Below are 17,134 nucleotides of genomic sequence, written 5' to 3'. Positions count from 1 at the left end.
ACCGCTATCCGGCGGCGACGAAGTAGGGCACCACCTCGTCCTGCTCGCCTTCGCCCGACTTCTCGAACCGCACCTCGACCGGGCGGCCCGTCAAGTCGTGATCGGGGTCGACGCCGCGCAGTTCGGCCCACCACCACGGCCCTTCGGTCAGCGCCACGATGCCCACTACGACTTGCCGTTCGGTGCCGCTGCCGGCCGACTTCGCGTGCGGGACCGACCACGACACGATGGTCGCCGTCCCCGCTGCCGCCACCTGTTTGTATCGGTCGGGGTCTCGCCCGGCACCATTGCGGGGATCGAGATAGTCGCCGGTCTGCAGGTCGCGGATCAGCGGGAACTCACCCCGCGCGGTCGCGGTGAAGAAGTCGTCGGACGCCGCGTCTCGACGTACGGGAAACAATGCCATGATGATTCTCCTTCAGACGGTCCCGAGGACCAATGTCGCATGATGGTCGAGGGTGCCGCCGTTGCCTGACACCATCGCTCGATCATGTCGGGCCACTTGGCGTTCACCCGCCTGGCCACGTACTTGGATGACGGCTTCCGACAGCGGGGTCATCCCCCACAGGTAGTAGCCCGACAATTCTCCGCCGCCGGTGTTCATCGCGAAACTGCCGCCCGGGCCGAGCCGCCCGGCCTCGGCGAGGAACGGTCCACCCTCGCCCTTCGCGCAGAAACCGTAGTCCTCGACGGTGATCATCGCCGTGAATGTGTAGCAGTCATAGATCTCGACGAGGTCGATCTCGTCGACACTCGTGTCCGCCATGCGCAGCGCGGCCGGCCCCGATCGCGCCGCACCGCTGACCAGCCCGAAGTCGTCGTTGCGCATCACCGGACGTCCCGGGTGCGACTGCGCCCAGCCGAGTACCTCAACCGGCGGCTGGGCCAGCGCCTGCGCCCGCTCCAGCGACGTGATCACCAGTGCCACAGCGCCATTGGAGACCAAGCAGCAGTCATAGAGGTGAAAAGGCTCGACGATCCACCGCGACGCGTGATAGTCCGCCAGCGTGATCGGAGTTCTCAACTGCGCCAACGGATTCAGTGCGGCCCACTCGCGCTGGGCGACTGCGATCGCGCCGAAATGATCGTTGGTGGTGCCGTAGGCTGCCATGTGCCGCTGCGCGGCCAGCGCATAATGCGTGTTCTGACTGGTGATTCCGCTGGTCGCCATCAGGCCCCACCACCCCGACGGCGCCTTGCTCGACGACGCGCGATACACCGCGCCCGACCCGACATTCTCCTTCAACGGATCATCGGCCCAGACGATCGCGATGGTCTGGGCCATCCCCGACTGCACGGCCATCGCGGCGTATTGGACCATCTGGGCCGCGGTGGATCCGAAGGCCTGCATCGACGTCAGCAGATTGAGGTCGGTGAGTCCCATCTTCGCGGCGAGGCTCACGTTGACCCCCGACCCGATGCCACTGGACACGATGAGCCCGTCGACGTCGCTCAGGGCCAGCCCGGCGTCGGCGACGGCGTTGTGCACGGCGATCGATGCGAAGTCACTCGCCTTGTGGCCGTACACTTTTCCGATCTCGCTCATACCGAGGCCGGCGATGGCGGCGCGTTCTGTCATCATGATCATCAGCCTTTCACAGCGGGTTTCGCCGCCTGCACATCGTCTTCGAGAACCGAGAGTTCGATCAATCGCGCGATCTCGTCGTCGGTCGAGCCCAACACGTCGCGCAACACGCCACGGGTGTGTTCGGCGATCAGCGGAGCGGGCTGCAGCAGCGGTGGGCGCAGGTTCTGCGTCCGCGCCTCGCCGAGATTGGTGATCAATCCGCCGGCGAGTTGCGGTTGGATCAATTCCCCGAACACACCCCGGCCGCGTAGATGCGGGTCCGCTTCGATGTCGGGGATGCGCATCATCGGTCCCGCAGGCACGCCGGCGGCCTGCAAGTGCGCTGCGGCGTCGAACGGAGTTCGGGTACTCGTCCACTCCGACAACACCTTTCGCAGTTCGGCGCGATTCTCCCAGCGAGACTGCGCGGTGGCATAACGCGGGTCGGCACGCATCTCGGATCGACCGATCAGCGATGCGACGGCCGCGAACTGATCGTCGCCGACCGCGTCGACGACAAGCCATTCGTCGGTTCCCGCGGCTGGATACAGGCCCCGGAACGCATCGATACCGCGGTCGTTTCCTTCCGGGCGCAGTTCCCGCTCGGCGTCGAGCGATTGGGCGAGTAGATGATCGGCCATCGCTGCGAAGATCGCGTCGACCTGTGCGGTGCTGACCCGACCACCACGACCCGTGCGGTCGCGGCGCATGAGCAGCGCGACGATCGCGGACGCGTTGAGGCGGGCGACGAGATGGTCGGGGAAGACGGTGATCGCGTCGCTGTAACCGTCGGATTCGCCCGGGTAGGACCACAGCCCGGACAGTCCCGCACTCGCGCGGACCAGTGGACCGTAGCCGAGACGCCGACTCCACGGGCCATGATTGCCGAACGCGCTCGACTCGGACAGGATGATGCCCGGATTGAGGTCGAGCAGCGCGTCCATGTCGAAGCCGAGTTTGGCGAGCGTCCCGGGCTTGAAATTCGTCAGCACGACGTCGGAGGTGCGGACCAGATCGGCGAAGATTCGGCGGCCCTCGTCGCTACGAAGATTGAGCCCCAGGCTCTTTCGATTGCGGAAGCCCCAACTCGCGCTCTCGGTGATCGGTGCGTGGCGGGGTATCACCCGCGACCCGTCCGGGAACGCCGACGATTCGATCTTGATCACCTCCGCGCCGTAGTCGCCGAACAGCCGGCCGAGTTCGGCGCCGACGACGATCACCCCGAGGTCGAGGACCCGCAGCCCGTCGAAGGGGCGTCGACCGGGCCGCGCGTCGTCGGCGATCGGGACACCGGTGCGACTGTTCGACGCCGAGCCCGCCCCGAGCTCCGGCGCCCCGGCCTTGGCGCCGATGCGGGTGTCGTCGATCTCGTACCAACCCGAGTGCCGCAGTGCCGGCTGGTCGCCGACGGTGCACGGTTCGAACGACCCGTTTTCACTGAATGCCCGCTGCGCCAGCACTTCTCGCGACGACGCCAGGCCCGCCGTCGGGACGCCGAACCGCTGCCCCTGTTCGACGGCGTCGTCGACGGACAGAGTCGCGAACATCGCGGCGATCGCCGGGTACAGGCGATCTTTGGCCCGGTAGCGGCTGGTCACCTTGTCGAACTCGGGGTCGGCGAATTCCGGTGGGCTGCCGAGCCATTCGAACATCCCGCGCCACTGGCGACGGGACAGAACGCAGATGCGCACCATGCCGTCGACGGCGGCGAACATCGGGTAGTAGTGGCGGGCGTCGGGCCGGCCGCGCGGCAGGTCGGTGAGGGCGACACCCGCACGGGCGCTGCCGCTGACACCGAAGACCGGGTCCAGAATCTGCAGGAGACCCTCGGACACCGAGAAGTCGGCGACGTCGCCGACACCGGTGGCCCGGACGTGGGCCAGCTCCAACATGGCCGTCCAGACCGCTTGCACAGCAGCCGACTCGTAGAGCAGCAACTCCGGCGGCAGCAGCGGCTCCTCGACGTCGGGCAGCCCCGAGCGGGAAAGCACCGTGCTCACTGCGGCGTGCACATCCGGCGTCGCAGACCAGCCGGCGCGGTCGCCGAACGACCCGAAATCGCTGATGTCGAGGACGACGAGCAGCGGATTGCGTTCGCGCAGCGTCGACGACGCGAGGTCGGCGTGGGCGACGCCGTCGCGGATGACGAGGTCGGCGTCGGCGGCCAAGTCGCGCAGCGTCCGGCGTCCGTCGGCGGTCGTCAGATCGACGACGATGCTCTGTTTGCCCGCGTTGCGCAGGTCGAAGGTGAGGCTCCGATCGCCGTGCAGCACACCGGCGCTGCGGGCGGGTGAGCCGGTCGGTGGTTCGATGCGCAGTACCTCCGCGCCCAGATCGGACAGAATGCGCCCGACGGTCTGCATCGGGCCGTCGACGGCGTCGATGACCCGGATGCCGGTCAGTGGACGGTCGATCGACGGCCGATCTGCTGGCGGCCGATCTGCTGACGGCTCAGTCGGCGACATGAGCTGCTCCCTTCACGCGTGGACTCCCCTCCACTGTGCTGGCGCGACGCCCGTCGCGTACAGCGCAAAGTCGGGCAGCGGCGTCGTGCCGTTTTCGTCCGCGGTAGGTGCCAATATGCGCAAAGTGTCGGTGGTCGCACCGCAGCGAACCGCGATTCCACCTGCCGATTAGACTCAGCCGGTGGAGTTTTCGCAGTTGAGGGCATTCGTCGCGGTGTCGCGGGAGGGCACGATCACCGCTGCCGCAGAGAAGCTGCGCATTACTCCGTCGCCGTTGAGCCGCACGATCCGTGAACTGGAACGGGGACTCGGGCGTGACTTGTTCGAGCGCAAGTACCACCGATTCGAGCGCACCTCGTTCGGTGACGAATTCCTCCCGCTCGCGGTGGAGATGCTCGCGCAGGCCGAGCACGCGCAGCGATTCGCCGACGGACGCGACCAGCCGCGACTACGCATCGGCGGCACCCCGTGGACGTCGACCGTGCTGACCCAACGCTTCACCGACGCGGCGGGCGACCACGGCGCCGACCCGGAATTCGTCTCGGAGTCGTCGTCGGTCCTGATCGACGCGATGCGCCACGGTGAGCTCGACCTCGCTCTGGTCCATCTGCCGATCCAGGCGCCGGGATTGCGCACGGTCCCGCTGGCGAGATACCGGTACGCCGTCGCATCGGCCATCGACAGCGGGTTGCCGGACGATCGGCCGTTGGTACTGGCGGATCTGTCCGGCCGCGACCTGTTGACGATGCCGGGCAATCTCCAGCCGGCATTCATCGGCGGTGTCTACGACGCATTGTCGGGTGCCGGCGTCGGATCGGTGGCCGAGGTAGACCTGCGCGACCTCATCGGATTGGAGGCGCGAATGCGTCGAACCGGTGAATTGATGCTCATCGCCGTCGTCAAAGACATGCCGCCCGCGGCGCGTTTCCTCGACGGGAAGAAGATCACCACCCACCCCATCGCCGAAGGTGAGTTGATTTCCGAGGTGGGGTTGGTGTCGCGGAGCGGGGACTTCCTGCATCGGGACGCGATCGACGGTGTTGTGTCGGCACTCGACGTCGACGCCGGCCCCAGAAATCTGTAGGCGCCCCGAGACACTGGTGGTGCGTCGCGCCTAATGGTATTGATATCTTGCGCACCCCTGCCTCGCCGCATCCTGCTGGTTGAGCGAGGCGAAGCCGAGTCGAAACCACTGTGCCGCCGCGGGTTTCGTCATTGCCCGGCCGGTGGGGGTTTCGACTCGCTCCGCTCGCTCAACCGGCAGAGGAACGCAACGTCATACAACTCTTCAAGTGCGACACATTACTAAGAATCGAAGCCCAACCCCATCGCGTCCAGCGTCCGCAAGAACGCATTCCGGTTGCCTTCGCGATGGTCGGCGCGGTCGAGTGCCCAGCGGGTGAGATTGATCCCGGCGGCGGCGGCCGGTTCCGGCGGGAAGGGCAGCGGGCGCTTGCGCACCATCTGCAGTTCGGTGCGCGGCGTCGACGTTCCCGACAGCAGGTCGAGCAGTACCTCGGCGGCGAACCGTGTTGCGCCGACGCCCAATCCGGTGAATCCCGCCGCGTAGGCAACCCGGCCCCTGCGTGCCAGGCCGTAGAACGCGGCGAACTGCGTGCAGGTGTCGATGGCGCCGGCCCACCGATGACTGACGGTCACGCCCTCCAGCTGCGGGAACGTCGCGAGTAGGTGCGACGCCAGGGTCGTGAACGTCTCCGGTCGGTCCTCGCGCGCGGCGCTCAGCTTCTTGCCGAAGTGGTAGACGGCGTCGTAGCCGCCGTAGAGAATCCGATTGTCTGCCGTCAGCCGCGAGTAGTGGAACTGGTTTGCCATGTCGGCCAGGCCCTGCCTGCCCTCCCACCCGATGGAGGCCAGCTGCTCCTGCGACAGCGGCTCGGTCATCAGGACGTAGTCGTAGACGGGGACCGTCATCAGCCGGTTCTGCCAGAGCAGCGAACGGAAGACGTTGGTGGCCAACACGACTCGGTCGGTCGTGACGGTCGAGCGATTGGTGACGACCGTGGTGCGTCCCGACGTCGTGCTGTCGAGTCTCGTCACCGCCGAGTGCTCGAAGATCGTCACACCCGATTCGGTGGCGATGCGGGCGAGTTCCTTCGCCAGCCGAGCGGGCTGGACCAGCGCGCACCCGTCCCGGTCCACCGCTCCGCCGAGGAACAACGGGCTGTTGATCATCGACGTGACTTCCGCACGCGACAGCGCGTCGTCGCCGAGCCACGGCAACTGATGCTGCTCGACGGCGGCGGTCAGCGTGCCGGTCCGCTCCCATTGGCACTCGATGCCGAGGTCGCGGACGTCGGCCTCCATCGCGTCCAGGTTCTCCAGACCCATCCGCTCGAGAAGGTCGTATTCGTCGGGCCAGCGTGATCGGCCGTTCTCCTCCCCGTGGGTGATCGACGCTTCGCAGAAGCCGCCGTTGCGGCCCGACGCCGCCCAACCGATGGTCTCCGCCTCGAGCAACACCACGCGCTGCGCGGGGTTTCGGCGTTTGGCGAGTACCGCAGTCCACAGCCCCAGATAGCCGCCGCCGACGACGGTCAGATCGGCGTCGACCGCGGCGTCGAGCGTCGGGTAGTGCTCGCTCACTCCGGCCTCCTCGAGCCAGAACACCGCGTGGCGGCTCGGCTTGAGTGCCGCTTCGACGACGCGGACGTCGGGGGCGTTTCGCTCGTAGGCGGTCTGATGCGGAGCTGTGAAGGTCATGTCTCAATACTCTCCGGTAAAACACCAGCGCGGGACCGGCAATATGTAGGATTGTCGCGTTTCAACTCGACACCTTGTCGGAAAGGACGGGCGATGAGCCAACTCACCCTCGCCGAAGCCTTGACGTTGCCACCGTTTAGACGGGCCTCGCCGCTCGTCGTGGCGAGCAAGTCCGCGCTCGGGCGGCCGATCCGGTGGGCACACGCCACCGAACGCTCCGACGTCGAGGAGTTGCTCCGATCCGGCGACCTGCTGCTCACGATGGGCACCGGGCTGCCCGACGACGACGACACGTCCGCGCTGACCGCGTTCGCGCAGAGCCTCGCCGACGTCGACAGTGCGGGGCTCGTCGTCGAACTGGGTCGCCGTTGGCGGCACGAGTTGCCGCCTGCCCTCGTCGCGGCATGTGAGGCGGCCGATATCCCCCTCGTCGTGCTACGACACGAGACACGCTTCGCCGAGCTGACGCAGGCGATCGGCGAATACGTCGTCGACGCGCAACTGTCGGAGTTGCGCGACGCCCAGCGCGTCCACGAGACATTCACCGAGTTGTCTTTCACGCAGGCGAGCCCCGCCGACATCCTCGCGGCCGTCGAGCGGCTCGCCGACGGGCCGGTGGTCTTGGAGAACGCGCAGCACCGCCCGCTCGACTACCTCGCCGGCGGCGAGGACATGGCCGGGTTCCTCGATCGGTGGCGCACCCGGTCGGCACGCGTGCGCATCGCCGGCCGAACCGGCTGGGACCCGACCAACGGCTGGTTGGTCACGCGGCTGGGCACGGCGGATCAGGTGTGGGGCCGACTGATCATCGGCACCGCGCAACCACCGTCGCAGCGGCTCATCGCGGTGGCCGAACGCGCCGGGGCGGCGCTGGCTCTGCATCGCCTGCACGACCGTGACCGCGACAACGTGATCCGCCGCAAACACCGCGAAACACTGGCCGTCCTGCGCGAGAACCCCCACTCGCACGAGGCCCGCAGCCGCGCCGACCTCGTCGGATTTCCCCTCGACCGGCGACGATTCCTCGGCCTCCTGGTGCGCCCGCAGCGCCCGGCCAGAGCGGGTGAGCGCGTCGTCGACGTGGCGGCGTCGGCGGTGCGGGCGGCGCACACCGCGAAGGTCCCGGCGCTCGTCTGTGAAGTCGACCAGGACATCCAGATCCTGTTGTCGCTGAGCCCCAGCGCCGACGCCGAGGTGACCGCCGACCGGATCGCGACACGGTTACACGCCGCGCACGACGTCGTGATCGCGTCGGGGCGTCCGGTCGCGGACCGGTCCGACATCGCGCAGACCCTGCAGGAAGCCGCTCAAGTGGCCGACGCCGTCCCCGCCGACGCCGCCGCTCTGGTCTATCGGCTCGACGACTTGCACTTGCGCGGACTGCTCTCCCTTTTCGGCGACGACGATCGCATTCGCCTGTTCGCAGACCGTGAGCTGGCCCCGCTGCGCGCCAACAGCACCGACACCACCGACCTGATGTCGGCGTTGCGCGCATTACTGCTCAACCCGGCGGGCAAGACCGCCGCCGCGGCCAGTCTGCACCTGTCGCGGGCCGCGTTCTACGACCGGCTCGCCAAGATCGAGCGGATTCTCGGCGTCGACCTCGACGATCCCGACATCCGGGTTTCCCTGCATGTCGCGCTGGTCGCCGACGACATGCTGGGCGCGGCCGAATAGCCGACCGCGCCCAACACGTCGCGAACCGGGGTGTCAGCTCACGGTCGGAACACCCGAATACCGACGCCGCAGCAACGGATAGGACACGACGCCGAACGCCAGCAATCCGATCCCGATCCAGAACGCCTCCGGCTGTTCGGTGAACGAACTGCTCAGCAGCCATGCCGTGCAGATCGCCGGACCGATCACCAGCAGCGCCAGTCCCCAGTTTCCGCCCGGCACGCGATACGGGCGAGCCATGTCGGGGCGTCGCCGCCGCAAGACGATCAGTGCGACGAACTGCATCAGCAGCGCCGCGAGATTCACCATCACGTCGGCGTTGACGAGCGCCGAGAAGTCCATCGCGCAGAACAGAGCGAAGACGAGACAGCTCACGACGATCGCCCGGGCGGGAGTTCCGTAACGCCGGTGATCGTGGGCCAGCCAGCGTGGCAGATAGCCTTCGCCGGCGAGCACACGCGGTACTCGCGAACCCGACATCAGCAACGACGAGAACAGACCGATCTGCGCGATGACGGCGCCGACGATGATCGCGACCTTGAGCCAATCCCCCGCGAGCAGCGCGCCGACGTCGGCGAAGTCGCCGTCGGCCCACGCTGACGGATCGTCGGCGTGCAGCCCCGATCCGAGCGCGGCGATCATCGGCAGCAGATAGCTGATGGTGATCAGCGGAACGCTGATCCACAGCGCTTTGACATAGGTCTTATGCGGCTTGTCGACTTCACCCAGAATGGTGCTCGGCGATTCCCAGCCGATGTAATTCCAGATGATGATGCCCAATCCCAGACCGAAGGACGACATCACACTCTCATTCGGCATCGTGAACGACGACGCCAACGTCGCGTCGCTGGTCGCGAAATGAATCAACCCGTAGACCGACAGGATGACGAAGGGGGCCAAGACGAGGATCATCAACATCGTCGACATCTCACCGACCAGCCTGGACCCGCGAATGTTCAGATACGCCAATGGAATCATGAACGCGATCGTGACGAGCCAGTGCGCATCGAAGCTGAAAGTCCCGCCCAGCACGCTCAGTCCGACATGTTTTCCCCGTTCGATTCCGGGAATCCAACTCGACAGATAGTCGGCGAACACAATGGGATACAGCGCGGTGTCGAGGAACGTCAGAATCCAATTCCAAATCCCTTGAACGACCGCGGCGCCCTGCCCCAACGCGGCTTTCACCCAGTAGTAGTAGCCGCCTTCGACCGGCATCGCCGAGCCCAGCTCCGCCACCATCAACGCGCACGGGATCGCGAAGACGACCGGCACGATGAGCAGCATGAGCAGCGCCATTCCCGGCCCCGACGCCGAGATACTCGCCTCGAGCCCGTAGGGTCCGCCGGACACGCTGAAGTACAGGATCGCGACCATCGGCAGAGTTCGCAGCTGCTTGCGGACCACTGTGCTCGTGCTGAGGCCATGCGTGGTCCCGGTGTTGCGGGTCTCGGTCGCGGGGATCTGGGTCGCGGGGATCTGGGTCGCGGGGATCTCAGTCATGGGCGCTCATCACGTGCTTGATGCGGGTGTAATCGTCGAAACCGTAGCCCGACAGGTCTTTTCCATAGCCCGATGCTCCGAACCCGCCGTGCGGCATCTCTGAGACGAACGGGAGGTGGGTATTGATCCAGACGCATCCGAAGTCGAGTTCACGGGTCAATCGCTCGGCGGTGTGGTGGTCGCGGGTCCAGATGCTCGCCGCCAGGCCGAACGCGACGCCGTTGGCGTCGGCGATCGCGCTCTCTTCGTCGGTGAACGGCTGTACGGTCAGCACCGGCCCGAACAGTTCTTCCTGCACGATGCGATCGTCCTGATGAACGCCGGTCACGACGGTCGGCGCGAAGAAGAATCCGTCGTCGCCGACGCGGGTGCCGCCCGTTGCGACGATGGCATGGCCGGGCAGCGTCTCGAAGTACGACGCGACCTTCGCGAAGTGCTGTGCATTGTTGAGCGGGCCGTAGTCGGCGGTCTCATCCGACGGCGGGCCGGGGCGCGTCGCGCGCGCCGCGGCGACGAGGAGATCGACCAGTTCGTCGTGCACGCGCTCGTGCACGATCACCCGGGTGGCGGCGGTGCAATCCTGACCGGCGTTGAAGTACGCCGCATTCGCAATGGCCGTCGCGGCCTTGGGCAGGTCAGCGTCGTCGAATACGACGACCGGCGCCTTACCGCCGAGCTCGAGATGCGCACGCTTGAGCGTCTTCGCCGCCGAGAGGGCGACCTCGACTCCGGCCCGGACCGAGCCGGTGATCGCTACCAGCGCGGGCACCGGATGCTCGACGAGCAGTCGGCCGGTCGTCGCGTCGCCGTTGACCACGTTGAACACGCCCGGGGGCAGAATCTCGCCGGCGATCTCGGCGAGCAGCATCGTCGAACGCGGTGTGGTGTCACTGGGTTTGAGCACGATGGTGTTGCCGGCCGCCAGCGCCGGCGCGATCTTCCAGATCGCCATGCAGAACGGATAGTTCCACGGTGTCACCTGCCCGACGACGCCGATCGGTTCGCGCCGGATGCTCGACGTGTGGCCCGGCAGGTACTCACCCTGCGATTTGCCTTCTGACATCCGCGCGGCACCGGCGAAGAAGCGGAGTTGGTCGACGCCCTGGTCGACCTCTTCACTGGCGATGTAGCGGATCGGCTGACCGGTGTCACGGGCCTGGACTGCGGCGATGTCTGATCTGCGAGCCGCCAGGGCGTCGGCGAGGTCGAGCAGGTACTTCTGCCTGCGGCCCGGTGTGAGTCGCTTCCAGTCGGGCAGCGCCCGTGCTGCCGCACGGTAGGCGGCGTCGACCTCGGCGGCGTTCGACACCGGTGACCGCCCGTCGGCCAGGCCGGTCGCCGGGTCGATCAGTTCGATGAAGGTGTCCGTGGCCGACTCGACGAACCGACCGTCGATGAAGTTCATGATCGTCTCGGTCACGACACGTACACCTTGCGCAGCGTCTCGTGGACGGTCCACGTGGTGTGGTCGCCTTCACGCAGTCGTGCGGCGACGCCGGGCCGCAGTTCGAGCACTTCGCCGTCGTCGAAGGTCACGGTCGCCGACCCGGAGAGGATGACGAAGACTTCGTCGACCTCGACGTCGGTCATCACTCCGGGGGTGATCTCCCAGACGCCGACTTCGGCGCCGGCGACTGCGGCGAGCGCCCGGAACCCGGTCGTGGGAGATCCGGTGACCACTTGCGCGGGGTCGACCGGTTCGGCGGGCAGGTCGCTGATGGTGTCGAGTAGATGTTCCATGCAGCAATTGTGAGGTGGGACACTCTGGCACGTGCCCGACGATCTGTCGGTGATCTCGTGCAGTCTCCGACGATCCGTCGGGTGGTCGGTGGTGCTGCACCGGACGCGTTCAACGCACGAAGACGACGCCGAGATCGACGACGATTACGCCAAACCGCCGTCGGGACGATCCGCCGGGTTCGTAGTCTTGACTCGGTATCGCTGTCATATCCACGTCCGTCATCTCCAGTCGATTGAAGGAAATCATGACCACCGACGTCACTGCCGAAGAACTCCAAGCTCTACTCGACGCGCAACGGGCCGCCCAGGCCACCGATCCCATTCCCGACGCCGCAACCCGCATCGACCGGATCGACCGCTTCGTCGCCGCCGTCCTCGAACATGCGAGCGAATTGGCCGATGCGCTCAACAACGACTTCGGGAGTCGTCCGCAGACCACGACCCTGGAGACCGACATCCTGTCGGCGCTGCCCAGCATCAACGACGTCAAAGCCAACGTCGAGGCCTGGATGGCGCCCGTCGAGCTGCCCGCCGGGATGGAAGGCGGCGTACCCGCGGCGATCCAGAACCGCCCCAAGGGTGTCGTGGGGATCATCGGCCCGTGGAACTTCCCGATCCTGCTGGTATTCAAACCCACGGTCGAGGCGCTCGCGGCGGGCAACCGCGTGATGATCAAGTTCTCCGACATCACCCCCGAGACCGGCGAGGTGTTCGCGCGGGCGGTCGCCACCCGGATGAACCCCGACGAAGTCGTCGTCGTGAACGGCGGATTGGCCACCGCGACGGCCTTTTCCAACCTGCGATTCGACCACATCTTCTTCACCGGGTCACCCAAGGTCGGGCGAATCGTCGCCGAGGCCGCCGGCCGGAACCTGGTGCCGGTCACTCTCGAACTCGGCGGAAAGAACCCCGCGGTCGTGGCCCCCGACGCCGACATCGCCGATGCGGCGAACCGCATCGCCGCCGGACGCATGATGAACAACGGGCAGGTGTGTCTGTGCCCCGACTACGCCTTCGTTCCCGAATCCGGCAAGGACGCGTTCATCGACGAGTACCGCAAGGCCGTCTTCACCTACTTCCCCACGTTCATCGACAACCCCGACGTCGTGTCGATCGTCAACGACGCCAACTACGCGCGGGTCACCGGCCTGATCGACGACGCGAAAGCCAAGGGAGCCACCGAGATCGTCATCGTGCCCGACAACGAGCGGGACCGGGTGCCCGACGCCGCCCGGCGTCGCATCCCGCCGACGATGCTGGTCGACACCTCCCCCGACGCCGTGATCAACTCCGAGGAGATCTTCGGACCGGTGCTCGTGCTGCACACCTACGCCGACGTCGACGACGCGATCGGATACGTCGCGCGCGGCGAACATCCGTTGTCGTCGTATTGGTACGGCGCCGACGACGACGCCTTCCAGCGGTTCCTGCTCAACACCAATTCGGGCGCGGTCTCGCGAAATGACACGGCGCTGGCCTACCTCAACGACGCCGCGCCGTTCGGCGGTGTCGGCATGAGCGGATCGGGCGCCTACCACGGCAAGGCCGGGTTCGACACCTTCTCGCATCAACGGGTCATCGCACAGAGCGAGTTGCCCGTCGTGGTCGCGGCGGCACTGATTCCGCCGATCGCGCCCGAACGCGTCGAAGGTGTCGCGGCGATGACCGCGGGGGCCGCCGCGCAGGTGGCGGCGGGTCTGCGTTAGCGGACCCGAAACGCCTGACCCCCAATACCAATCCCCGACGCCGGGGCCCGACTGCAACTCAGCGGGCCTCGGCGAATCCATCATCGCCACGCGACCGATCCACTATCGTGAACCACGGTGGCTATGTCGGCGAATTGGATGCAGACGGCCCGGATCATGCGCCGGATGGGTTTCGGCGCGACCGGACCGCAGATCGATGCGGCCGCCGCGGCGTCGCCCACGCAGATCGTGACCTCGGCGCTCGCGGCTACGCAGGCCGACGACGATCGACGCACGCCGATGCCGGTCTTTCATCCGCCCACACCGGTCCGTCGCGGAGCCGATCTCGACGACCGCAAGAAGCACCAGAAAGCTCTCGCCGCGCAGCAGCGCGCGCTGTCGCGCTGGTGGTTACAACGTTTGGTGCTCGCGAACGACCCGGTCTTCGAACGGCTGACGCTGGTGTGGCACAACCACTTCGCGACATCGGCCGCCAAGGTGACGTCGGCGTCGGCGATGGCTGCCCAGAATGCGACGTTGCGTACGCACTGTCTGGGCGACTTCCGGGACTTCGCCCTCGCGATGCTCGTCGACCCGGCGATGTTGATCTGGCTCGACGGACGGCAGAACACCGCCGCGGCACCCAACGAGAACCTGGCGCGCGAGTTCATGGAATTGTTCGCGCTCGGCCATGACGGCGGATACACCGAGGCCGACGTCCGCGCGGGTGCACGAGCCCTGACCGGTTGGACTCTCACCGGCGGCGGTGCCGCACGCTTTGTGGCGAAACGTCATGACACACAGTCGAAGACGGTGCTGGGGCGCACCGGTGATCTGGACTTGACCGGGTTCTGCGACGCCGTTCTCGGTCACCCGTCGTCGGCGTCGTATGTGGCGGGGCGGCTGTGGCGGGCGTTGGCGTCCGACCGGCCCGCGTCGGCGAAGACGCTCGCCCGACTGGTCGACGCCTACGGATCCGGTCGAGACCTGCGCGCACTGACGACCGCGATCTGGACCGATCCGGAGTTTCTGACCGCGCGGGCGACCGTGGTCAGCGGACCGATCGAGTGGTATGTGGGCGCGTTGCGTGCCATGCGCATCGTCCCCGCCGCGACCGGCCGGTCAGGCACTCCCCACAATCTCGACACCGGCGATGGATATCTGCGCGCCCTCGGGCAACGTCCGTTCTATCCGCCCGACGTCGGCGGGTGGCCGTCCGGGCAGGGCTGGCTGTCGACCGCCGCGGCCACGACCCGATTCGCCATCGCGACCAAGGTGGCCGCCGCCGGTGACGTATCCACGGTGGCGTCGGCCGCACGTGGCTCACGGGTCGACGCTGTCGGCTACCTGCTGGGCATCGGGCACTGGAGCGACTCATCGCTCGGAGCACTCGAACCCCTCGCCGGCAACCCGCGGATGCTGGTCGCCGCAGCCCTCGTGACACCGGAGTACCTCACCTCATGACCACCCTCAATCGACGGCAGCTGCTGCTGGGCGGCGGGCTGATCACCGCCGGAATCGCAGGCGGCGCAATAACTTTCGACGTCCTACGCAACGAAGCAGTCAGCCGGCCGCTGGCCGCCGGAGCGGGCACGCTGGTGATCGTGACGCTCTACGGCGGCAACGACGGTCTCTCGACGGTGGTGCCGTATGCCGACAACGCCTACCACGACGCCCGACCGGAACTGGCCTTCACCGCCGACGAGGTCTACCATCTCGACGACCACTACGGCCTCAATCCCGGGATGACCGGCCTCATCGAGCGGTGGCGCGACGGTGAATTCGCGATCATCCGCGGCGTCGGCTACCCCAAACCCGACCATTCGCACTTTCGGTCGATGGACATCTGGCAGACCGCGAGTCCGGAGTCGGCGTCGTCGACCGGCTGGGTCGGTCGGTGGCTCGACGCGACCGGCGACGATCCGGTGCGCGCACTATGCATCGGATCGACGGTCCCGCAGCTGGCCATCGGCAATCGCGCGAGTGCCGCGGTACTCGCGACGTCGGGTGTCACGGCGTCGACGCTCGCGACCAAGGTGGGGCCCTTGACCGTTCCGGACAACCACGACACCGCCGCGATGGCAGCCGTACGGTCGTCGTATCGGGCGTCGAAGACCGTCACGACGACCTTCGCCCATCTCTCCGACGGTGGCTCGACCGCCGGTACCGACGACGGCCCCGGCGGATCAACCGGTGACACCACCGATCTCGGCAACAACAAACTCGCGGCCCAGCTCGACGTCGTGGCCCGGTGCATCACGATCGGCGCGCCGACGCGGGTCTACTCGGTGTTCCTCGGCGGCTTCGACACCCACGCCGACGAGAAGGGCACGCAGCGCAAACTCCTCGCCGACGTCGACCAGGCGCTGACCCGGTTCCTCGACGCCATGCACGACGACGACCGCGGTCGGCACACCGTGGTGATGGTCTATTCCGAGTTCGGCAGGCGGGTTCGGGCGAACGCGTCGCAGGGGACCGACCACGGTACGGCGGGACCGGTGCTGGTGCTCGGGCCGACGGTGCGCGGCGGTTTCCACGGCGACGACCCGAGCCTCACCGATCTGGACGACGGCGACTTGAAATCGACCGTCGACTTTCGCGACGTCTACCACGAACTGCTCGGCAAAGTCGTCGGAGCCGATCCGAACGCCGTCGTGCCCGGTCGGCACGACCTGGGCTTTCTGCGCTGAGCCGAGCCCGCGTCGACTTCCCGGCGCCGCCACCTGCCTGCCTGTGGCGCAGAACACTCCTTTCGCACGACCCAACGTGTTGACGCCGCTTACATCACCCCTCTACTCTCATGTAAGCACCGCATACACGAAGTCAACGAAGGAGCTCACCATGGCAACCGATCCCACCACCGTCACCGTCGATCTGGGCGGGCGCGCCGTCACCGTTCCCGCGGGCGGGCTCTACGACCGCTACCGGATGGAGACCGACCTCGACGACGTCGCCGCCGATCCCCGAGTGAGCTCGGTCGACTTCTTCCGCAAACTGAGCAAGACGCGCGTCGAGTCCCCGATCGGCCCGACTCTGACGCCGAACTTCTACTACGCGATGTCCTCGGCGCGGGTGACCATGATCGCCCCCAGCAAGGCGATCCGCCGCCGGATCCCGGCCGAGTTGTCCCCACTGGAGATCGCCCCCGGACTCGGCCTGGTCTCGGTGATGTTCTTCCGCTACGACGTGTGCGACATCGACTTCTACACCGAAGCCGCCGTCGGCGTCGCGGTCCGCCCGGCCCGGCACGGCTCGCTGGCGATCGCCGACCTCGGGTCGGCGCTGGCGAATGAGAACCTGCACTCCTACGTGCTGTCCCTGCCGGTCAACACCGACATCGCGCAGGTTCGCGGGCACGACGGCTACGGCTTCCCCAAGTGGGTCACCGGCCTCGACGTCGACATCGACGAGAACCGCAGCACCGCGCGGGTCGCCAACGACGCGGGCGGCGTCGACGTCGCCCTGTCCGCGCCAACCCCCAAGCAGAAGCAGTACGCCAGCGGCGCCAAGGTGAGCACGCTGAACTCGTACACGCGGGTCGACGGCGTGTGGCAGTCGACGCTCAACCAGACCAACACGCTGGCCACCGGCACCTCGCTGTTCCCCCGCGGCGTCGAACTCACCATCGGCGAAGGCCGGATGGCCGACGACTTGCGTGCGCTGCGTCCCATCCGCACCGTCCAGCTCGACGTCAACACCCGGGCCCAGGCCGCGCTGCACATGCCGGTCCCCGTCTCCGTCGCCACTCGCTGACACTCCCCCACTCTCCCAAGGGA

The 17,134-nt window shown here is 67.2% G+C and carries 13 protein-coding genes; 6 read left to right on the top strand and 7 right to left on the bottom strand.

Features of this window, described 5'->3' with window-relative positions; all coding sequences use genetic code 11:
- Positions 1-4: 4 nt before the first annotated feature.
- The 3 genes from HH308_RS17770 to HH308_RS17760 are packed head-to-tail and all read right to left on the bottom strand — an operon-like array spanning position 5 to position 4,032.
- Positions 5-406, bottom strand: a complete 402-nt coding sequence (locus HH308_RS17770; RefSeq protein WP_170195564.1) for a Zn-ribbon domain-containing OB-fold protein — start codon at positions 404-406, stop codon at positions 5-7.
- Positions 407-418: 12 nt separating this feature from the next.
- On the bottom strand, positions 419-1,582 hold the full coding sequence (locus HH308_RS17765) for a thiolase C-terminal domain-containing protein (RefSeq protein ID WP_376767230.1): 1,164 nt from the start codon (positions 1,580-1,582) through the stop codon (positions 419-421).
- A gap of 5 nt (positions 1,583-1,587) precedes the next feature.
- A complete protein-coding gene (locus HH308_RS17760; protein WP_211188576.1) occupies positions 1,588-4,032 on the bottom strand; it encodes a CaiB/BaiF CoA-transferase family protein in 2,445 nt (814 codons plus the stop codon).
- A gap of 181 nt (positions 4,033-4,213) precedes the next feature.
- Here HH308_RS17760 and HH308_RS17755 point away from each other — a divergent pair, with 181 nt between their 5' ends.
- The gene (locus HH308_RS17755; RefSeq protein WP_170195563.1) at positions 4,214-5,116 is read left to right on the top strand and encodes a LysR family transcriptional regulator; all 903 of its coding nucleotides are present in this window, start codon (positions 4,214-4,216) and stop codon (positions 5,114-5,116) included.
- Between the two features lie 221 nt (positions 5,117-5,337).
- On the opposite strand, the gene HH308_RS17750 is transcribed toward HH308_RS17755, so the two are convergent.
- The gene (locus tag HH308_RS17750) at positions 5,338-6,753 is read right to left on the bottom strand and encodes an NAD(P)/FAD-dependent oxidoreductase (RefSeq protein WP_170195562.1); all 1,416 of its coding nucleotides are present in this window, start codon (positions 6,751-6,753) and stop codon (positions 5,338-5,340) included.
- A 93-nt stretch (positions 6,754-6,846) separates the two neighbouring features.
- Here HH308_RS17750 and HH308_RS17745 point away from each other — a divergent pair, with 93 nt between their 5' ends.
- The gene (locus HH308_RS17745; protein WP_170195561.1) at positions 6,847-8,430 is read left to right on the top strand and encodes a PucR family transcriptional regulator; all 1,584 of its coding nucleotides are present in this window, start codon (positions 6,847-6,849) and stop codon (positions 8,428-8,430) included.
- A 33-nt stretch (positions 8,431-8,463) separates the two neighbouring features.
- Here the strand turns inward: HH308_RS17745 and HH308_RS17740 are convergent, their stop codons facing one another.
- From HH308_RS17740 to HH308_RS17730, 3 genes are read right to left on the bottom strand one after another with little or no spacing between them, the layout of a single operon-like run.
- Positions 8,464-9,933, bottom strand: coding sequence for an APC family permease (locus HH308_RS17740; RefSeq protein ID WP_170195560.1), 1,470 nt, complete (start codon positions 9,931-9,933; stop codon positions 8,464-8,466).
- Positions 9,926-11,338, bottom strand: a complete 1,413-nt coding sequence (locus HH308_RS17735; protein ID WP_170195601.1) for an aminobutyraldehyde dehydrogenase — start codon at positions 11,336-11,338, stop codon at positions 9,926-9,928. Before HH308_RS17735 ends, HH308_RS17740 begins: the two co-directional genes overlap by 8 nt.
- Before the next feature lie 11 nt (positions 11,339-11,349).
- On the bottom strand, positions 11,350-11,673 hold the full coding sequence (locus HH308_RS17730) for a cupin domain-containing protein (RefSeq protein ID WP_170195559.1): 324 nt from the start codon (positions 11,671-11,673) through the stop codon (positions 11,350-11,352).
- Between the two features lie 245 nt (positions 11,674-11,918).
- On the opposite strand from HH308_RS17730, the gene HH308_RS17725 reads away from it, so the two are divergent.
- The 4 genes from HH308_RS17725 to HH308_RS17710 all read left to right on the top strand — a co-directional run bounded on the left by HH308_RS17725 (position 11,919) and on the right by HH308_RS17710 (position 17,111).
- Positions 11,919-13,379: an aldehyde dehydrogenase family protein gene (locus HH308_RS17725; protein WP_170195558.1), complete on the top strand. Its 1,461-nt coding sequence runs from the start codon at positions 11,919-11,921 to the stop codon at positions 13,377-13,379.
- Between the two features lie 123 nt (positions 13,380-13,502).
- A complete protein-coding gene (locus HH308_RS17720; protein ID WP_211188584.1) occupies positions 13,503-14,822 on the top strand; it encodes a DUF1800 domain-containing protein in 1,320 nt (439 codons plus the stop codon).
- Complete coding sequence (locus tag HH308_RS17715) at positions 14,819-16,048, top strand: DUF1501 domain-containing protein (RefSeq protein ID WP_170195556.1); 1,230 nt, start codon at positions 14,819-14,821, stop codon at positions 16,046-16,048. Before HH308_RS17720 ends, HH308_RS17715 begins: the two co-directional genes overlap by 4 nt.
- A 151-nt stretch (positions 16,049-16,199) precedes the next feature.
- Entirely contained in the window at positions 16,200-17,111 is a 912-nt protein-coding gene (locus tag HH308_RS17710; protein WP_170195555.1) for an acetoacetate decarboxylase family protein, read from the top strand.
- Positions 17,112-17,134: the final 23 nt, after the last annotated feature.

Origin of the sequence: Gordonia asplenii (assembly GCF_012933505.1) — a bacterium.
Lineage (GTDB): Bacteria > Actinomycetota > Actinomycetes > Mycobacteriales > Mycobacteriaceae > Gordonia > Gordonia asplenii.
The sequence above is the reverse complement of the archived record's forward strand: the minus strand, read 5'-3'. Positions and strand labels throughout refer to the sequence as shown.